Source organism: Fodinibius salsisoli, assembly GCF_026229185.1.
Lineage (GTDB): Bacteria > Bacteroidota > Rhodothermia > Balneolales > Balneolaceae > Fodinibius > Fodinibius salsisoli.
Map to the genome: position 1 here is coordinate 11,709 of NZ_JAGGJA010000001.1, position 19,243 is coordinate 30,951.

14 protein-coding genes are annotated in these 19,243 nt (G+C 37.3%); 7 read left to right on the top strand and 7 right to left on the bottom strand.

Annotated features, from left to right (window positions below):
- Positions 1 to 22: 22 nt before the first annotated feature.
- From J6I44_RS00055 to J6I44_RS00085, 7 genes are all read left to right on the top strand, one after another.
- Entirely contained in the window at positions 23 to 1,255 is a 1,233-nt protein-coding gene (locus tag J6I44_RS00055) for a hypothetical protein (protein WP_265763879.1), read from the top strand.
- Positions 1,256 to 1,327: 72 nt separating this feature from the next.
- A complete protein-coding gene (locus J6I44_RS00060; protein WP_265763880.1) occupies positions 1,328 to 1,624 on the top strand; it encodes a helix-turn-helix domain-containing protein in 297 nt (98 codons plus the stop codon).
- Between the two features lie 102 nt (positions 1,625 to 1,726).
- Positions 1,727 to 2,593, top strand: coding sequence for a hypothetical protein (locus J6I44_RS00065; protein WP_265763882.1), 867 nt, complete (start codon positions 1,727 to 1,729; stop codon positions 2,591 to 2,593).
- A 69-nt stretch (positions 2,594 to 2,662) separates the two neighbouring features.
- Positions 2,663 to 3,265: a plasmid mobilization protein gene (locus J6I44_RS00070; protein WP_265763883.1), complete on the top strand. Its 603-nt coding sequence runs from the start codon at positions 2,663 to 2,665 to the stop codon at positions 3,263 to 3,265.
- The gene (locus J6I44_RS00075) at positions 3,262 to 4,314 is read left to right on the top strand and encodes a relaxase/mobilization nuclease domain-containing protein (RefSeq protein ID WP_265763884.1); all 1,053 of its coding nucleotides are present in this window, start codon (positions 3,262 to 3,264) and stop codon (positions 4,312 to 4,314) included. Before J6I44_RS00070 ends, J6I44_RS00075 begins: the two co-directional genes overlap by 4 nt.
- A complete protein-coding gene (locus J6I44_RS00080) occupies positions 4,286 to 4,690 on the top strand; it encodes a hypothetical protein (RefSeq protein ID WP_265763885.1) in 405 nt (134 codons plus the stop codon). Before J6I44_RS00075 ends, J6I44_RS00080 begins: the two co-directional genes overlap by 29 nt.
- Before the next feature lie 50 nt (positions 4,691 to 4,740).
- Positions 4,741 to 5,649: a hypothetical protein gene (locus tag J6I44_RS00085; RefSeq protein WP_265763886.1), complete on the top strand. Its 909-nt coding sequence runs from the start codon at positions 4,741 to 4,743 to the stop codon at positions 5,647 to 5,649.
- 246 nt (positions 5,650 to 5,895) lie between these two features.
- On the opposite strand, the gene J6I44_RS00090 is transcribed toward J6I44_RS00085, so the two are convergent.
- The 7 genes from J6I44_RS00090 to J6I44_RS00120 all read right to left on the bottom strand — a co-directional run bounded on the left by J6I44_RS00090 (position 5,896) and on the right by J6I44_RS00120 (position 19,238).
- Positions 5,896 to 6,387, bottom strand: a complete 492-nt coding sequence (locus J6I44_RS00090; protein ID WP_265763887.1) for an addiction module protein — start codon at positions 6,385 to 6,387, stop codon at positions 5,896 to 5,898.
- Between the two features lie 440 nt (positions 6,388 to 6,827).
- Positions 6,828 to 8,867, bottom strand: coding sequence for a BREX system Lon protease-like protein BrxL (gene brxL / locus J6I44_RS00095; protein ID WP_265763888.1), 2,040 nt, complete (start codon positions 8,865 to 8,867; stop codon positions 6,828 to 6,830).
- 3 nt (positions 8,868 to 8,870) lie between these two features.
- A complete protein-coding gene (gene pglZ / locus J6I44_RS00100) occupies positions 8,871 to 11,372 on the bottom strand; it encodes a BREX-1 system phosphatase PglZ type A (RefSeq protein ID WP_265763889.1) in 2,502 nt (833 codons plus the stop codon).
- A gap of 31 nt (positions 11,373 to 11,403) precedes the next feature.
- Entirely contained in the window at positions 11,404 to 14,952 is a 3,549-nt protein-coding gene (locus tag J6I44_RS00105) for a cold shock domain-containing protein (RefSeq protein WP_265763890.1), read from the bottom strand.
- 32 nt (positions 14,953 to 14,984) lie between these two features.
- Complete coding sequence (locus J6I44_RS00110; protein WP_265763891.1) at positions 14,985 to 16,679, bottom strand: AlbA family DNA-binding domain-containing protein; 1,695 nt, start codon at positions 16,677 to 16,679, stop codon at positions 14,985 to 14,987.
- 57 nt (positions 16,680 to 16,736) lie between these two features.
- Positions 16,737 to 18,221, bottom strand: a complete 1,485-nt coding sequence (locus J6I44_RS00115) for a DUF8370 family protein (RefSeq protein WP_265763892.1) — start codon at positions 18,219 to 18,221, stop codon at positions 16,737 to 16,739.
- A gap of 36 nt (positions 18,222 to 18,257) precedes the next feature.
- Positions 18,258 to 19,238, bottom strand: coding sequence for a hypothetical protein (locus J6I44_RS00120; RefSeq protein ID WP_265763893.1), 981 nt, complete (start codon positions 19,236 to 19,238; stop codon positions 18,258 to 18,260).
- Positions 19,239 to 19,243: the final 5 nt, after the last annotated feature.

Sequence of the window (19,243 nt, forward strand, 5' to 3'; positions counted from 1 at the left end):
GAGAAAACTACTCCCAAAAAGAGTGACTAATTTCTTCTATGGTTTGAGCCTGAACTTTAAAAAAACCTTACAAGAAAGGGTCAAAAATGAAATTCAACTTCAACTCAATAATAATTGGACTCCATATCAACAATTTGAAGTTTTTTCTTATGATTTTGAATCACCAGAGGTAAAAGGACAAACCTATCCGAAGGAAGTTGTCCATTTTTTAGAATCCAGTCCTGAACTCAAAATCCAGATTGACAAAATTGACTTCCAGGATAATTGGAACAAAATAAACTCTCTATCCGAAGCTAACCTAATAAAGAAAAGAGCTTGTAATAGAAAAAAATTAAAAAATTTAGGATTTAAATATTATAAAACCCTAAATAATATCCCACCTAAGTTGGCAAGTATTTGTAAAGAAGAGATAAATAAAACTACTTCGGTCAGAAGAATCGAAGCCCAAACCTTAATATTAAATCCATTTTATAAACATAGGAAAAAACAGTTCAGACATGGGACGTTATTTAATCTACTTTTATTCTATGCATTGATACTTCAGCTTCTGATTTTAAGCATATTTAGTTTAGGTAGGCCAGCCCATTTCTTAACCTATTATGTTTTGGCTGGAAAAAATTATAAACGAAAAGAAAAACAGCTATTCAAAGACCTTCAAAAACTTTCTGAAAAAATGGCTATGGGGTATGACGGTTCTAACACAGTTCCTTCCCTAATACATTTATTTGGCGAAAAAGTGATCACAATACTTGAAGACGAGTTAAAACAGCTACATCAGATAAAAAGTAAAGCTTCCTCAATTTATGTGGATTACATATTGTCACAACTTGCAAGTAAGAGTTTCAAATATGTTCATGGAATATCCTTTGATAATGGGAAATATCAAGTCAAATTTAATACTTTTAATAAAGCTAATGATAAACAAATAATAGGCCTTTCACATTGGGAGACAGAAATTCGCAGAGGTATTCACGATGGACAAGGTCAATTCAAGGTATCAGCAACTTTTCGATTTCTACTTGAGTGGTTTAATAAAAACGAATTTTTACCTGGCTCAGAAAAAAGAGTCTATGATTTTATATCAGAACAATATAAAAAGAAAAAAATAGTCGACCGAAAACCATCACGTGATACCATAGAGAATAAAATCAAAAAACTTGCTAAGGCCAATACCCTGAGTGAAGTTTCAACCTATTTGCTTGATTTATTTGATAGATATTCTCAGGAAAGTTCAGGAAGCTTGAGGAAAAAATAGCCTTAGCCCATCTTGAGCCATTAGATTTGAAGCAGTTGATCGAACCAGAACCCCAAAACAACTGCTTCAAATATGTCTACAGAAACAAAAGTTATTGTTACTTCAGAAGAAAAAATTCATGAATTACTTAGAGTAACTATACAAAATATATTAGATGACGAACTTCCGCGAATTATCAAGAAAGCTACAAGAAAAGAATATTTATCGCTGGATGAGCTCAAATCATTAACAGGATTTTCATACGGAAAAATTAGATATTTACGCCAGTCTGGGGCAATTTCTCATGTCCGTTCCGGAAAATCTATTATCTATCCTACTGAAAGTATATACGAGTATCTTGAATCTAACAAGATAAGCCCTCCTGATTAAGCAAGTACCCTTCAAAACTTATAAGTGGTTAACTATATCTGACTCTATTTAGGAATAGTGACAGGGAAACTCCGAAACAGTATATAAAAATAAGATAACATCATGAAAGGTTGGATAAAGATTCACAGAAAAATTTTGGAAAGCCGTGTATTTAGTAATCCTGAGCTTTTCAAACTTTTTATGCTTTGCTTAATCAAAGCAAACCATAAGAAAAATTATGTGCATATAAATGGAATAACAGATCCTATTAAAGTTAAACCAGGACAATTCATAACTGGTAGAAATGCTTTACATAGAGAGTTTTATGCAATTCCTGCTAATGATGAAAAAGGGCCAAGGACAATTTGGCGCTGGATGAAGAGGCTAGAGAATTGGGGATCAATATCCATCAACTCTTCCAGCAAATATAGCTTAGTAACAGTAGCAAATTGGGAAAAATACCAAAATAGCACTTCGACTGTCCAAGAGGTTAGCCAGAAACCGACCAAAAGTAGTCCCCAAGCAAACCATCAGTCATCCACTGACAATAATGATAAAAGAAAAGTTAAAAATGATAAGAGTGAATACGCGCGTTTAAAAGAATTCACTTTTAACCTTCCTCCTGAACTAAAAGCTATAGATGATTTTCTGAATAACTATCGTAGATGGTGGAAGTACTTAATAATTACGCGTGACCAAACATTCAATGAGTTTGTAGTTGAAGAAGAGCTAAACTTTTTGGTGAAATGTCAACAAAAGGGACACCCTCCCAAAAAAGTAATAAGCCAGTCAATTAGAAATAAGAATAAATCACTGTATCAATTACGAGAACAAACGATGCATTTGAATGGAGGAGCTAAAAAATTATTTACCTATGCGGAAGTACAGAAATTAAGAGAAGCTGGAACTTATAGTGAAGAAGATTTCAAGATAAGACATGATAAAAAGGATGGACGTGGCAACCCTTTAAGGGAATTAATAAGCAATTGATCCTCTAATGGCTAAAGCCAGAAATATTATTTCTCTTAATCATTCTACCAGAAAAATAGAAAACAGCGTATGAAGTCAAGAATTATTTCAACCCCATATTGGTCGGAGTTTTCAGAAGAAAAAATTCTTGACTTCATGGAAGCTTGTTTTCAGAACCTGCGTGTAGAAGGATTAAGGGAAATAGTAAAAACCCGGTTACAAGCTGCTACAGGCTGCCGGGAGAAGGATGGCAAGCAAGTACCTTTGGTACCAGATTCGCGAGGCGAATTGGCCAAAGGTAGGGGGATTTTTCGCATCTGCGATGCTCTAAATGTAAACCAAAAAAACAATCAAGCTATGGAAAACGACAATAATATCAGCCACAAAAAAGAATCAAATCATAGGCGTGATTATCTGCTAAAGATCTACCTCACCAAGGGAGAAAAGGCCCGGATTAAGAAAATGGCGAAAACAGTGGGAATTAAGTATTCAGCTTTTGGAAGGTCCGTTCTGCTGGATTATGAATTTCCCAAAGACCTGCTTGATCTTCGGAAGATCCGATACGAGCTCAACAAGATTGGGGTCAATCTCAACCAGATAGCAAGGGTGGCCAATCGGAACGGACAACTTCCCAGTGCCAAGCAAATCACTCAGATCGAACATCAATTACTCACAACCTTAGAGGAGTTATGATCGCCAAAGTTGGAGGTTCTACCAGCATCTTACAAACCCAGCATTATTTAGTCGAAAAAGATCCCACCCGCTTGGCCTGGGAGCATCCCCGGCATCTGGCCAGTACGGACCGCGAGTTTGTAATCAGCCAAATGCGGGAGGTGGCCAAAGACAGCCGGACGAATCAGCCCATTTATCATTATAGCCTATCGTGGGACGAATCAGATAATCCCACCCGGCAACAGATGATTGAGGCGGCGACACAAACCCTTAGAGACTTAAGACTCGAGGAGCACCAGGCGCTGCTTGTTGCTCATAATGATCATGACTACAAGCACCTTCATATCATGGTTAACCGCGTACACCCGGTTACCTGTACGGCCTGGGATCGTTATCGAGATTATATCAAGCTCGAGAAAAGTCTGCGGAGGATTGAGCGCAAGTATGGATGGAAAGAAGTACCAGGACATCATCACCAGCTGGACGGCCAGCAAGAGCCGGAATTTGGGAACAGTCTGAACCAATTCGAATGTGCTCAGATAAAGAAAGGCCAAACGCCTTTATTCCTGCTTATCCGGGAACAGGCGGGGCATGACTTCCGGGAAGCCCAAAGCTGGGAAAACCTTCACCATCGGTTAGCGGAAAAAGGGCTCACCATTCAGCGAGGAAGCCGGGGCACCGGCGGCAAAGTCACTGATGGCTTTGAATATACAAATCTGTCGAAAATACACCGGGACTTTTGCATGGGACGATTGGAGAAGCGCTTGGGCCTATTTCAATCGTTGAAGGAGGTACAGCAAGGAAAACAATTAACCGATATACAGCGTGCTTTCGCGCGTTACGAGCGAGCCCACCGGCTTGGCAGGCCCGGCCAGGCTCGTTCGTTTAAAAACGGACTTCAAAAAACACTGAAGGCCTTGGGAACCGCTCGCAAGATCCAGAAATCCCTAAACACGCTGCTGGCCATTAGCTCTCCCGGCAACCCGGCTTTTAAAGCGGTGAGCATGATTGGGAAAACAATGATTAACCACATAAAACAACATGAGCAATCCAGAGGACGAGGATACTAGTATGGCACAAAATATGAAGCAACGACTCAGAGATCAGAAAAAACAAGACCACGAAGAATTCCGCCAACAGATGGTCCAGGATGTCATGGAACAGCTGACTGAATGGAGGGAGGCCACCAATTGCATCATGGCAAAGAACCATAGGGTTATAAAAGATGCGGTCAATCAGATGAAGATCTATGAGCGCCGAGTTAATGAAGTTGGTAAGAATTTGAGCAGTATCGAATATAAAACCCTGACAGAAATTAAACGATTTAAACGGGGCCGAAGTTGGAAGTTTTTCGCGGCCTGCCTGCTGTCCGCCATCATTGGTGGATTCACCACTGTCGTTATTTGGGCGAAGTATTGGGGTACCCTGCGATACCTCTTAGAGTGATAAATAGTGTCTTATACCATAAAACCAAAACATAATACATACATCTTACTATGCTATTTGCTTTTGCCGATTTACAACCCCGCTACATCTATGCACTCATTGAACCGACTAATTTTTTACTTGGCTACGAGTATAATGACCTTCTTAAACCGACATGCTATATTGGAGTAGCCAAAGATCCTTTTGCCGATGTCAGTGATTTAATTAATAAGGCATCTCGAAATAGGAACAAACTATCAACATGGCTTCAGGAATTAGATGGAATTCTTGAAGCTCGTCCCGAATTGGTGATCCTTGAATCGACCATTTCAACCTATACCCATGGAGATGCCCATAAGATACTCAAAGCTTGGCGTTGGGCGGGGTACCTGGCGGGGTATAACCTTGTTTCCAATCAGCGAAGTTATTATAGCCAAGAAAACTTTCACCAGGAAAATTTAACCGTCCGAGAGATGGCTATTGATCGGGAAGTAACGGTTGGTAGCCATACCTTGAGTGTATTTAAAAACATCCTGGGCCTACAGTCCCATAAGAGAACAATAGCATCCATTAAGCCTTATTTTGGCTATTCGTTAGTCTGTGACAATGGTAGTATCCACTACTATGAGGCTCAAGAAGAGCGTTCCGAGGCGCTGAAGCAATATATGGACAACAGAGAAGCCAGACGCATCGAGAAGGATCCCGTACAGTATAAACAGCACTTAGCCATTGTGGATGAACGGGCAGAGCGATGCCACCCATTGAAACTAGCTAAATGGAAAGCCCGGCCTATTATTAAGGAAGCAAGTAGCTGGGAAAAGCTTGAAGAGGAATTATGGGAGTGGCGGTGGACTATTCACCGACTGCCTCGGGGTGGGGTTCTGTTTAATGGAAAATATCCGGTTCGGTTGAAGAAGATTCATCCAGATTTCGCTTTAGAAAAGCTTGAAGAACGGTTTGGACAGGTTTTAATGGGATAATATAGAATAGACATATCATATTGAGCGATAAAAAGAAGGTTCTGTTCACCAAATAATTACCCTAATGACAGGAACACACCCGTTCTAAAATTTTTGTAATATGTAATAGGCTTTCTAAAATCAACTCATCAGACTTTTCTTTATTTAGGCATGAGTATCGATTCAGTAATCGATCCCAAAAGATGGAAAGAAATAACAAAACCTTACGAGCAAAGAACTTTGGCTTCAGAATGAAAAACCTATATTTCATTCTGACAAGCGTTCTCTAATAGAGCGAATTACCTGGTCTCCCGGTATTGTTTCGACCTCACCATTTTCTATCTCGTCCAACCTTCGGTCCGCTTCTTCGGCCCACGCTTGTTCAATCTCAGGATCAGGTGGACGGAGCGTTTTTTGAATGGCTGTTCTTATTTTAATCCGTTCGGTGTCGGAATAGGTTGCTATTTCCTCGATGACTTCTGTTAAAGTCATGGGCTCCTTATTGGTGAATTGCTGCCGAGTATCTCCCGTTTTTTTGTCTTTAAACAAGCGATATAATGTGTTATGTATGTCTTCGCTGGGAATGAGCGCACAAGAGCCGTGATGAACACTATCAATGCGTCGTTGAACTTCATCTTCCCAGGTTTCTTGAATGTCAGAATCATATATAGACAGGCTTTCCATAATATATTCAGAAAACAGCAACAGATAATCGATGGGAAGCATATCAAGAACGTCAAGGACTTTTTCTTTGCTCATGATTCTGATAGTTAAAAATTGCCTGATTTATTCACACTGTTTAGTAAGCTAAATAACAAGATCACCGCTTAGAAACAAAATTTGAGACTTATTTTTAATAAGCATCTAAATATGGATTTTTTTTGCGCTTTCAAGCTCCAGTAGATAGTCTCCAAAAAATGTGATTTTTTTGTCATATGTTTAATGACATCTCTACTCAGTAGTCTCTTAGCCAAAATAATTTAAGCCAACTTTTGACCGACCATAAAGTGCCTGTTTGGCTTAACGACTAAAAGTTAATTGCCCTCAACAATAATCATAACTGAATTAAAAAATTTTCTTTTGTTGTTCTTTACTATCTCTCCAAATTTGAAATACCAGCCAAAGTAAAGCTAATGCAGCTATATAGAAGCCTACATTTTCTGAGAATTTATTCATTTGATACATATCAATATCAAGGTTTAACCTTCTTTTAAATAAGTGATTTCACAACCCTTACACTTTCTAACTTCCTGGTAATGGTCCGCGATATCATACCAGCCGTTTGTTTTTTGGAAAATATCGAGACCTCTACCTAAGATTATTTTCCATCCATTATCTAATTGAATTGAACGGTCATGAATTTCCTCATCAAATTCATAGGTAAACTGAACCCCGATTGGGTCAAGCGAATCCATCATATCAGAGAAAGCCTCTTTGGCATTCTCAATGTAATCCTCATTGTTATTAGTCTTTAAATGGATACTAACCTCCTCTTCAGGCTGTTTCAGATCTGCTACTAAGCGTGCAAACTCCATGAAATTCTTCAACTGGTAGGGAAGACGAATGTAGGGATCAACTACCTCTATCTCTGAAGCTCCTTTTAGATAAATACCGAATAGCTTTTTATAGCTGATACCAGTCTGATTTTCTCTGATTATCTTTTGCCCCGCTTCCGGTTGGACCGTTTCTTCTTTTTCTTCATTGGTTGATTGAGCAGGAATATTCTCTCCGTCTTCACTATCCCCTGCGTCTCCACCAGCCGGTATATCTAGTTTAAAGTCCCCGTATTCAATAACTTCCAAGGTTTCTGTCTTATGGACTTTCCCGTCAGAAGTCTCGTATTGGAACTTAATTATGTCATCATTAAAGGTTTCGTCCATTTTCCGAAGCTGGTCCTTAACCCGCTTTCGACATTCAATCGCGAAATCAAGCAGTTCTTTGCCTTCTTTTTCGTCAAACTCCCCATGAGGATAAATGACTTTTACTAATCCAGAAAAAGTCTTCTCAATAGCCGTTTTATCCCGGGTGGTTATGCTATCAGATAACTCAAAGAATTGTTCATAGGACTTCATGTAATCTTCTTTACGAAGTTCCTTCATGACCTCAGCGAGATAGTCAACTATAAAACCATAGTCACTGGTAAACATTTCATTGCGTAGTTTCTGGACCTCCCAGCCGGGTAAATAACAGTGAACACGGTCAAGGAATGCTGAGTCGTAGTATTCTTCGGGAAGTGCCTCAAAGAGATCTGCATGACGTAACATGTAGGGTACTGAATGATTCGTATTACCTACATAAACCATCGAAGCTTCTGCCTGAAAGACCTGAGTACCTCTTGAAAATGACTTATTAGCCATGTAGTTCTTCAGAATATCAACCAGGGCTCTATCTGTTCGTTTCTTCTTACCCGCGAACTCATCATAAGCAACGACATCCCAATAACCCACGAGCCCAATTTCACCAGTGTTATTGTTGATAAAGAGCTTGGCCTTAGTAACTTCCCCCCCTGAAATGAGGATCCCATGAGGAGAAAGCTCAGAATAGAGATGTGACTTACCAGTACCCTTTGGACCAAGTTCAATTAGGTTGTAGTTCTTCTCGGCAAAAGGTACTAAACGTGTTAACTGGAGAAGTTTAGAGCGATTCGAAAACCCCTCTGGGTTTAATCCAATGGACTGCATAAGCAGATCCATCCATTCCTCTTTGGTAAACTGCTTTCGAGCTTCTTTAAATTCTGAAAGATCAACGCCTGAAACTTGTATAGGCTTGAGCTTCTCAACAGTCCACGGTAACGAATCTCGCTCTTCAGAAACTTGATACCCCAAGGTGGCAATACACCAAACGCCGCCGGTGAGAAGCTTCGGGTGCTTTTTTATAAAAGAATCATTGATAGGAATCTGTTTTAACCCAAGATTCCCAAAGTAGGCTTCATACTGATCTTTTTTGTCATTCAGCTTAACGGCCACCTTATCAATTATGCGATGAGCTCCACGTTCTCGTACAGTCGACTTGATAATCTGGGCCTCATCTCTGTGGACAAAGTGCTTTGTAATAATACTCTTAACCGTTTCAACGCCCTCCTTAATCGTCTCCTCATCATCTGTGGCACAGTACTGACCCAACAGATACTCCAACACATAGGTTGGGATACTCGCATTACCCTTGATCAGACTTGTTAGATCCTTCCTAACGACTCTGCCTGCGAAATGTTCGTTTATTTTGTTGTTGAATGCATCCATTATTTAAAAATCATCAAAGTCATTCGTGAATGAAATATTAACAGTATATGGGAAGCGATCATACTCGATCCACTTGTTACTTCCTTCCACCTGTTCTTCCAGTGTCAAGTAAATAGTTTCATTTTTATATTCATTTTTTGCCTTACTGGAAAGGCGGAATTTGTACTCATACTCTCGATCTTTAGCATTTTTCGAGTCAGAGTCAAATGTATAAGTCATTACATCACTGAGGGTTTCGCCACTCTCACTCTTAAACTGAACCTTTAATGTTCGTCCGAGTATCTTCTCCGAAGTAGGCTCATGCTGATAAAAACTAACACGCTGAATATTAGTACTTATCTTATTATTCCGTTTGTTTAATACATCCACATCGACCTTTTCAACAGTATCTTCCCGCTTTTTCTTGATATGAATCAAAGGTACAATTGTCTCCTGCAAGGTGGCTCCGCCGTGGACAAACCGAGACCCGGCTCCCTGAACACGTAAACGATTTATGCCTTTTGGAATTAAAATCTCAATATCTCCTTCAATACCTACTTCCGAAGAGTCATACTTAAAAACACTTTCATTATGAGCGAGGTTATTGCCAAGAACAAATCTGCGGTTTGTTTTTATGATATCACCTGAGACCTCCGCATCAGCAAAGTCACTCTCCTCTAACACATCATTTTGATAGATAAAACCGTGATCAGCAGTTACAATAATATTATACCCTCCCATATTTGTGGCCTTCTTGACAAGATCTACGAGAAAGCTGATTTCATCTTTTGCAGCACCAATTACCTTTTCTTCTGAGCTTTTATCGTCTCCAAGCTTATCGATTCGATTATGGTACACGTATATCAAATCGTGACTGGTAACCAGCTCTCGGGCCTCATCACTTTTTGATGCCATTTTCATCATATCTTCGGCATCAATGACAGTGGCATCAACACCAGAATGGGATTTCAGAACTTTCTCTCGTTGACGAGAGCCTTTGGTACTGTCTCCATCGATTAATATGTCATCCGATTCATCAAACGAAAGCTTATTGTGTGGAAGCAAGAAAGCCATTCCAAGCTTTGTATAAGATGGTAGGGATGTCACCTGATGGTCTAGCGAGCTGTCAAAGCGATTTTCTTTCTGCATCAACTCATGCAAAGAAACACCACATTCATAGCGAAGGGCATCAGAAATGATGACAAACAAACGTGTATTCTTATTGATAAAAGGTTTGACGTCTCGCTTAAAGAAGCTTGTTTGAGCGTTATTTGAAACGGGCCATCCTTCCGTTTCATCCAGTGTTCGTTGCCAGGCATCACTGATATTAAGCAGCCAGTTGTTACTGTATGCTTTGTTCACCTCTTTATACAGAGGATTAAGTACATTATTCTGATTCGTGGCACGGTACTGTTCAATAAAAATTCGATAATATTGATCGATCTTATACCACTCAGAGGTATATCTTTCCACACCTTCATCAAAATGAGATATGACTAACTGTTCTGTATCATTTACTGCTTCCAGCAGGTTAAATCCAACAGTAAGAGCGTTATAGAAAGCTTCATAGCGGGAAAACCAATACTTTGACTCTCGCTCTTTGATAACTGCTTCCAATCGTTGCCTATCCACACTGTCATCGAGAATACCGCGAATGAGCTCTGATATAATTCGTTGATCAATGAGTTCAAAGAGATCGTCATCAATGACTTCATCCAAACTAACGTCATTGAGGATATCTTCGATATGCAGATCAAATTGAATCCGATTAGAAATCGCTTGAAAGTCATCCTGAAAAGAGAGTGTATCCTTCCAGGTAGAAATCATGACCTCAGACTCCTTATTTACCACGGATGAAGAGGCTGTAGGAGAGAAATTCTTTTGGAATACTTCAAGTAAGAAGTCATAGATAGAAGGCTCTTCGTGGGTATATCCAAACTTTTTGGCTACTTCATGCCAAAAAATATCCTTGAGTTTAAATCGCTCCAGTTCTCGTTCTATAGATTCATGCTTTTCATTGACAAAGGCCGAAGCGTAATTACGTAAATACTCATTCAGGGATAACATCTTTGCCTGAAAGACTACCTGAAGTAGTTTCAAAGAAAGGAGATGATCCCCATCCTCTTCCTGAGCAATTTCTTTAAAAGCAGCAACCCGTTCTTTGTTTTTGAAGAATTCCAGATGCTTACTCATCCACTCTTTGTAATGATATCCTAAACCCACCTCCTGCAAGTAAAGAGCTTCTTGATCGGTGTGGTAGACGTGGTGAGCTAACTCGACATCTAATAACCAGTTCTCCTTATTCTCGGGTTTTTCTTTAGGTATATACAGCAAAAACTGTTGGCCAGGCTCTTCTAATAAAACCTGGACTTTTACTTCCAGCTCATTGCCCTCTACTTGTACCTTTTGAGCATTAGAGAGTTCAAGGCCTTCGTACTCTTTTGTAAAAGCCTGCTCTGCATCGTACCAGATTAGGATACGATGTTTATCAAGTAGCTTTTCTATAGATTGTTTAATCTTATTCATTCAACCTTTTAAAACTCATCTTTTAACGTGATTAGTACTGTACATACTTTGGATCATGATTTGCGCCACAACCACATTTGCCGCATTCCACATTATCACAGATTAGCCAATTACAATTATTGCAAGTTTCGCATTCTCTACTGTCCAGGATTTTCTTACATCCGCGGCAGTGTGTAAATCTAATAGGGTTTCCATGGTTTTCACAACTACTATTTACACAATTAAATAATGGAACCGCATAGTACCCAAGTTGATTAGGGACATAACTTTTGGGACGCAAAATTTCACCGCACGAATAGCAATTTAGCCTATCAAGAATTGTGTTCATTCTATTCAGCCATCCAGCTAAATAGATGAACACCAATCGATCTAATTGCTTATCAAACAATTCATTCAATTCATTCAATTCATTCAATTCATTTAGTGTCCATTCCTTAAAAGGAAGTGACAAATCCACATTATCATTTACCCCCACACATAAATCATTCTGACACCAATAAAGATTACAGGATTCACCGGTGGGTTTATTTGAATCACTGTCATAAAATTGTTGTTCCTTCCAAAATCTCCCCTCACAGTAAATATCTAATGTTGCACCTTTACTTATATAATGGTTTCCATCTGTGTAATACCTCGAAATATTTTTCCGCTGCCATAATTCAGCTCCACGAACTTTTTTTCTACTATTGCATTTTTTAACGAGCCCTTTTAATGAGAAAATCTGATTAAATGCATCCTGGGTTAAATCTTCGCTTTTTAAGAGGTTGAAATGCTCTTTTAAAACCCGATTCATTATATTCATAAGTTGATTACGATTTTTAAATTCATCTGTAATGAATTTTCTTACTAACAATGAACTGAGTTGCACAGTATCAATTGATTTGAGTATCTCAACCAAAAACTGCTTAGGGAGCTTCCCATTATGATGGAGGGAAATCAGATACTTAAATAGCGTAAGCTGAATTGAATATTTCTTTCTTTTTAATAGCTCATTTAAACTCTCAATATTGGAACTTTCGTTGTAATTCTTTAAAAAGTTCTTAAGAATAAAGAAGTCTGATTCAGCACCAGATACTTCAAAATCGACAACCTCTTCATCAATAATAGTTATTGTGGACGTAATGTTTCCCTTATTTATCTCAATTTTGTGTGCGAGACTCTCGGCTAAATCAGGATAATGTTTTACTACAAAGTTTATCACATCATATGGAAACTGGTTTATAATATTACCTAATACTCTTTCCATTAATGATGCAGAAAGCCTTCTTAAAGAGTAACTCCCTTTTAGAAGTTCTAATAGCTTCCCATTCTCCTCAAATTGATAGTGTTCTAAGGCCTTTTCGATCATTCTTGGAGAATCGACCTTATCAATAATATTTAAGAGAGGCAGTTTTTCTTTCTTCTCTTTTATCAATTGTACTAAACCTTCAATACATGCTTTCTCATTTACTGATTTTACCTTCTCAACTTGAGTAAGCAAAGTATCCAAATCATTTAGATTCAAACTTGAAATGAAATTTGAAATAAATACCTCAGGAAACTTTGATTTCTTACTTGAAAAGACTTCTAAAGTATCTAAAAAATCGTGTATAGATATTTTAGCGGGATCTTTAAAAAGCTCTTCTAAGATGACGTTTTTTTCGGTTTCACTTAGATGTTCAATTAATGATTTATACTTATAAATCTTAGCAGGAGGAATACGATGAAGTAATTCCTTTTTAAGAAAATCGAATGGAACTAAATTGTATAGTTCTTCTACTTTTAAAAGGCTTCTCTCTTGATCAAGAGTATAACCATAATGCTCTTCTAACACCTTATACATTTTAGGTGTAACTTCAGCATTTGGCTTGTTTCCAATTTCAAAGCCTTCTTTTGAGAGGATTTCTAAAATTGAAGTAGTAGAATCGTTAAACCCAGAGGCAACTTTAAATAACCGTTTAGACTCATTTGTAGTTAAACTTAAAAAGTCATCAAAATATCTAAGGAAAGCTTCTTTAAAATTTTCATGAGCATTTAGGATTTCAAATGGAATAATTTTAACTAGTTCTTTTGTAGAATTATTACTATCAAACTCCCAGTTTTGGATCGTAATATTTTGAACTTCTGCATTTGGCCATTTCTTTAAAAGTATTAATTTTTCTTTGTCACTTAACTCTTTCGCATACTTTCTAAAGTAGTTTAAACGCTTGTCCTCTTCTAATCTCTCAAAGACAGGAAGTCCATTCTTAACTGCTAGGCTGGGTTCAATTTCTTCTAAAGCTTGTTCAAAAAAGGAGAGGTATTTCTTTCGCTTGAGTTTATTGTGAAGGTCAATTATCTGTAAACATGAAGTGAGAAATGATTCTGAGGCATTCTCAAGTAAAAATTCTGCTGAATCTTCTAAACAGCAATCAATAAATATTTCCTGCACCTTTCTTTTTTGTTCCTCATCCTTAATCTGCTGTATAGCATAATATTTCTCTTTAGGGACCTGTAAACTCCCATTTTTACTAAGATTGTCGGATATGACAGTCACTAATATTCGATCAGAATCATTATAAAGTCTTGAGATTCTCTTAATTTCGCTTATAGTCAGTCTTTCAGAAAACTTATATAATATGGATTTATTTATTTTATAATCACCGGAATAAACCCTTGAAATAGTTTTATTAGCAAAATCTATTTGAACACTTTTAGTTACCCATGCTTCAAAAAAAAGCTCATCATCAAAATCATGTTCGATTTTGCTAAATATTTCCTCTTTAAGATGATCAAATGTTTCAAAGACTTTCACCAAGCCAAGTAGATCTTCCTTTGGAATCCCATTACTTTCGTATTTCTTTTCAACTATCCTTATCAGAGTTTGATCATCAAAGTTATAATCATTGAATTTCAAAAGATTCTTTAAAGAAAGTAGATGAGCATATTGAATCAGATGTTTTTGTTTGAATGGAAAATCTTGTCTTGGGCGTAGCCAATCAAGTTCACTCCAGCTTCGCATTTTCTGACTCCTTTCTTTCCTTATATCATAAAATCCCTCTTTCCAAAGTATTACTGATGTTTCTGTATCAACATCTTTTTCTATCTGTTTAAAAATCTCAAGGATTTCATCCTTGTCAAAAAGAGTATATTTTCTAATTAGATCATTTACCTTTGTACAAAAAGGCGATATTAAATCAGTATGGTTATTCTTAGCAAATTGAAGGTTCTTTAAAATTAAATGATGAATTTCTTCTTTCGATTTTTTCCGGAAAAATAATTTTAAAGCTTGGGTAAAAACATCCAGACTTCTTTTTCCTCCGTACCTTGTCTTCCTTCGGTTCCCTTTTATTATTATGGTCGAATCTTTACTCAGAAGGGTAATAATACTATTATATTGATCCGTATCTAATGGCGTTACTTTATATGCCATTTTTTTATCCCTCTTTTCGTCGTATCCCTTCTCAAAATGAACAACCATACCCTTTTTAAATGCTGTTTGGGGATCAACTGCATTAGTATAATATAGAAAATAATCTTCCTTATTGGGTGCTCCAATAAGACCAAACTTTTTCTCTCGATTAAACCATTTGATAATGCCTATTGCTTTCTCTTGACTCATATGATCCTCTTTCTACGGAGTTCCTATCTTATTCATTCTGATACTAAGTTATGTCCTCCAAGAAACAGTTTCCCTTTTTCCGTAATCACATATTTCTGATCGGGAGACTGAGGCTTATCGGGTATCGTCTTTGTCACAAATTCTACGTTTTCCAAGGGATCCAGATAGTTTCCCCGAAAGGTAGCCCTATTCTTATATCCAATAGCAGACATCATATCATCCAAAGAAATAGGGGTAGAAGTTAGAGTTAGTATCTGGATTAGATACATGACTTTCTTATGCAGTAGCTTGGTACCATTTGTAGTCCAGCTTGGTACCTCTTTAATATCTTCCTCTTTATAAAACTGCTTATCAGGCCAATCAAGGCGTTCTAGCTTGGTACCTTTTTTATGCCAGCTTGGTACCAAGTATAGAAGAACCTCGTTCCATGAAGCACCTATAAGGTCCGAAGGAAGCAGTACTTCTTCTAGTCCTTCCTCTATATGTTGAGAAAGTTCTTCAGGGAGATCCAACAAGGTTATCCATTTGTTCACATAAGTACCAAGGTGGGCAACTTCTAACGGAATAATAGTTTTGAAAACGTCATCCTCAATAAACAGTGGCTTGGCATTAGGGACATACCGGGGTAGCCACTTCGTAGTGTTGCGAATACCCGATCCTATTTCGTCTGTCCACCCAAAAGAAGTAAAGAATTTACGGATATTAGGGTTTTTGGGATGGGGATTAAAGCTTGATGGATCGATAGGACCATGGAACAGGGCTTTGTTGGGATTCGTAATCGTCACTTCATTTCTACCTATAATCAGGTTAGTAGAAAGAGCACTCGTATATTCCCGGTGCACAACAGCATTGCCAATTACCTCACGAAAGATGACATCCCGCAGATCGATGCGTTGATCACCCTCCATGTGGAATTTCTGAGAGAGGTGCTTATACACAAATTCTTTAAGCTGCTGGTAAGTATCGATTAGGTTTGTCCGTAGCGTAATTCGATCATCCCAACGATCCAGGTTTTCTCGTCGAACCATGGCCTCTACCTTATAAGCTGGTAACAGACTCTGAATAGTTTGGTCTTTACCAAAAATTAGGGCAGCGGCAAGGGTAAGTCCTTCCTGACCGGTAGTAAAATCTTTCTTATAAAGAATGGAGGCTTCCAGAAGCTCTTTATCATCCAAGACAATCCAGGGATGATCACTTTGATTCGCTCGAATCAGTTTTCGGGCTTTATCAAACAGCGAAGAATCCAGATCTTCAAACGTTAGCTCAGGGTAAATCTTCGTTTCGGTAAAGGCAGTCCGCTTTTTTTGATAGAGATCTGATAATCGCTGCTGATTATTTGTTATATCGGTATCACTTTCTACATCCCGCAGATAAACTTTCCCTGCATGCTTATGTACCTGAGAACTGTTGGGTATGGTAACTGCTATGACCTTTCCCTGGTCGGTATCAATCGTTTGTGGCTGTACATATACAGGTGGTTCAATACAATCTGGAGAGTTAAGGGCAGTTACAAAATCACTTTTTAATTTGAGCTCGTCATCTTCGTTGATACCCATAATTTCTCCAGCATCATCTATCCCCAGAAGAATAGTACCTCCATTGGTGTTGGAAAAACTGGCCACGGTTTCATAGGCGGAGGAGGGAATACTGTCACTACATTCTTTAAATTCTACACGGTCATTTTCGCCGCCCTCCACCATATTATGTAATTGTTCTTTATCAATCATTGTATCCTACTTCCTTCTATCCATTTGATTTCTTTAATTTTAAATGTAGTATTTAGCTCAATTTTCAAATAAAGTTACGTTTGATGCAGAAGGTTTTCTGCCAGCATCAATGAGGATGATATTCTCCTTGCCACCTAAACTAAGATCATTAATAATTTTTTGAACTCTCTTAAGCTCTTTGCCATCAAAATATAAAATCACTTTAATTGACTTATTTGTAGCATTTGCTTTTTTATACACCTCAACCTGCTTTGCCAAGTTTTGCTTTAACTTTGTATTTTTAGCTAACTTGAATTCAATCAGCGTTTTGTCCCCTGCCCCTTTTGATATTGCATAGTCAACCGGCCCACGGCCATTATTGGGCTCTCTATTCACATCAAAGTCACTTGCAAACCATGTAAGTCGATAGATAACTTGTAAGTCTGATTCTCGTTTTATTGGTTTTCCGTCAATATAGAAGAGTTTATATCCATCATTATTTTCAATGACATGTTTTAGGTATTTAATACGATTCAATGCTTCATCATATGATGAAATCGGTGGGATTTCATAAAAATTAGTTTCTTCCTGAAGCAAAGAAACTATCTCTTTTACATTGTCAATAAATGCAGACTTCACCAACTCCACTTTTTTCTCAGAAATACTTTTTGCCATCTCTCCTTGTTCCTCCTTATGGGCAATGTAATAATCAATCAAGTCAGGATATTTTCTTATGGTTGCATGAATGGCTTCTGAAACTTCTTTACTGGTATTTGTTCTCCCTTTTTTAGGTTTTGGTAGTTCTTTTTTAAAATAATTTACTACTTCACTTCTAAGTTGGTCATTCGGAATGCTATTACAAACCCTACTAAAATCCCCTTTAAGATCATGGTTATTAATCCAATTCTCATCCTTAGTTAGAATGTCTTTGGGTGTCAATAAAATATAATCACCAAAAATAAATGGTAGAGTAAAGGTTTTGGGCATCCACCTTTCAAGTTGATAATCAAAATATACTCGCTCAATTTTTAGCTTTTCGGTTTGGTTATCATTAAGATTAGCAAGGGCAAAGTTCTGAGTATATTCCAATAAAAACTCTTTAATCAAATTGGTAGTAAAATCACTGATATTATCTTTTCCTACACCAATTTCAAACAATGTTGCTTTTTCTAAATGAGAGGATTCGGTAATTGTTTCTTTACCTAAATCATCAAATAGAGCCTCTATGTTTTGAGAAAAGGCCTTACCAAATTTCATCCCCAAACCGCTACCACTGTTACCAACTTTGCTATAGCCAAACCAATTTTGTTTGACTTCTGAAAATTTATACCAAGATTTAATTTTAGCTTTATTGATATTCTCTGCTTCTGATTTTGATTTTAGAAAAGCGATATATTTCAGAATGCTATCATGAAGCTTTTGGTACTCTTCTTTTTCACTACCAAATAACAGAAATGGATCTATGAATAAAGGCAAATCGTTGATCAGTGAAATATTAAAAGCCCCATAGCCTTCTAATACTCCAGGGTCAATGTTAAAAAAGTCTGAGAAGTAAATATTCATAGATCCAATATTTGGTTACATTATTTTTCCCATCTGTTAATCATTATTGGAAGAACTATTCCCCTCAAGAAGTTCAACTTTAGCATCAGCTTTATTGAAATATTTCTTAATCCATCTAAATGATTCCAAATTATCGTTGATAATTGATATTGTTAACTCAATTTTCTTCTTATTATCCCTTATTTGAATAGCATCATTCCCAAAGATATCACTATACTTTTCTCTATTTGCGATAAGATTTTCATAGGTATATGTTGCTTGATGAAGATAAGGCAAAACTTTTCTCGCTTCTTTATGAGGAATACTTTTTAAGCTAAGTTCTTTTAATGGGAGGATTAGTTCCTTGTATGTCTTTGTAGTATCAGCATCATCCCGGTTATTCACCCATTTTAAAAGAATTGCATCAAATGCTGTGAAGAAATCATCTTTCTTGCTTTCATCTTCCTCAACCTTTCCTAATAGTTCGTCATAAAAACGAAAGATTTTGTCTGTCGACTCTACCCAAGACAATTCATTCCTATATGCATTAGTACTAAAATTGTTGTGATTAATAATAGCATGTTCCATTTGGCTATTAATACCATTTACGGCTCCACTCAATTTTTTGATTATTTCAAAGCTTTTTGGTTCATGCTTCTCCAATATTTTATGAACATCTTCAATTATATTCTGACTATAAAACGCAAAGCTCATTTCCGTAACTTTATTGAAAACATAATTTCGTTTACTAATATCTTTTAGTTGTTTTGAGAGCTCTTCAAATTCTTCAGCCTGCTTTTCTATTGATTTTAAGGTCTCATCAAGTGCCCCAATTAGATAATTTCCCCTTTGTTTTAATCTTTTTTGTTCCTTTCTATACTCATAAAAAACAGTTAGAAACCACCCAAGAGAGAAGATTCCTATTGATACAAGGACTGAGAAAACCGTATCAGAACTTAAGTCACTAAAATAAGTTTGCGCTGAAATGATTAGCCATTCAAAGAATCCAGCATCTTTATTTTGGAATATTAAATACATAAAGA

What these genes read in the sequence shown, in the direction of transcription:
- J6I44_RS00105 (WP_265763890.1), bottom strand. Translation starts at nt 14,952, where the DNA reads ATGAGTCAAGAGAAAGCAATAGGCATTATCAAATGGTTTAATCGAGAG.
- J6I44_RS00110 (WP_265763891.1), bottom strand. Translation starts at nt 16,679, where the DNA reads ATGATTGATAAAGAACAATTACATAATATGGTGGAGGGCGGCGAAAAT.
- J6I44_RS00070 (WP_265763883.1), top strand. Translation starts at nt 2,663, where the DNA reads ATGAAGTCAAGAATTATTTCAACCCCATATTGGTCGGAGTTTTCAGAA.
- J6I44_RS00090 (WP_265763887.1), bottom strand. Translation starts at nt 6,387, where the DNA reads ATGAGCAAAGAAAAAGTCCTTGACGTTCTTGATATGCTTCCCATCGAT.
- J6I44_RS00080 (WP_265763885.1), top strand. Translation starts at nt 4,286, where the DNA reads ATGAGCAATCCAGAGGACGAGGATACTAGTATGGCACAAAATATGAAG.
- J6I44_RS00085 (WP_265763886.1), top strand. Translation starts at nt 4,741, where the DNA reads ATGCTATTTGCTTTTGCCGATTTACAACCCCGCTACATCTATGCACTC.
- J6I44_RS00075 (WP_265763884.1), top strand. Translation starts at nt 3,262, where the DNA reads ATGATCGCCAAAGTTGGAGGTTCTACCAGCATCTTACAAACCCAGCAT.
- J6I44_RS00115 (WP_265763892.1), bottom strand. Translation starts at nt 18,221, where the DNA reads ATGAATATTTACTTCTCAGACTTTTTTAACATTGACCCTGGAGTATTA.
- J6I44_RS00060 (WP_265763880.1), top strand. Translation starts at nt 1,328, where the DNA reads ATGTCTACAGAAACAAAAGTTATTGTTACTTCAGAAGAAAAAATTCAT.
- J6I44_RS00065 (WP_265763882.1), top strand. Translation starts at nt 1,727, where the DNA reads ATGAAAGGTTGGATAAAGATTCACAGAAAAATTTTGGAAAGCCGTGTA.
- brxL (WP_265763888.1), bottom strand. Translation starts at nt 8,867, where the DNA reads ATGGATGCATTCAACAACAAAATAAACGAACATTTCGCAGGCAGAGTC.
- pglZ (WP_265763889.1), bottom strand. Translation starts at nt 11,372, where the DNA reads ATGAATAAGATTAAACAATCTATAGAAAAGCTACTTGATAAACATCGT.
- J6I44_RS00120 (WP_265763893.1), bottom strand. Translation starts at nt 19,238, where the DNA reads ATGTATTTAATATTCCAAAATAAAGATGCTGGATTCTTTGAATGGCTA.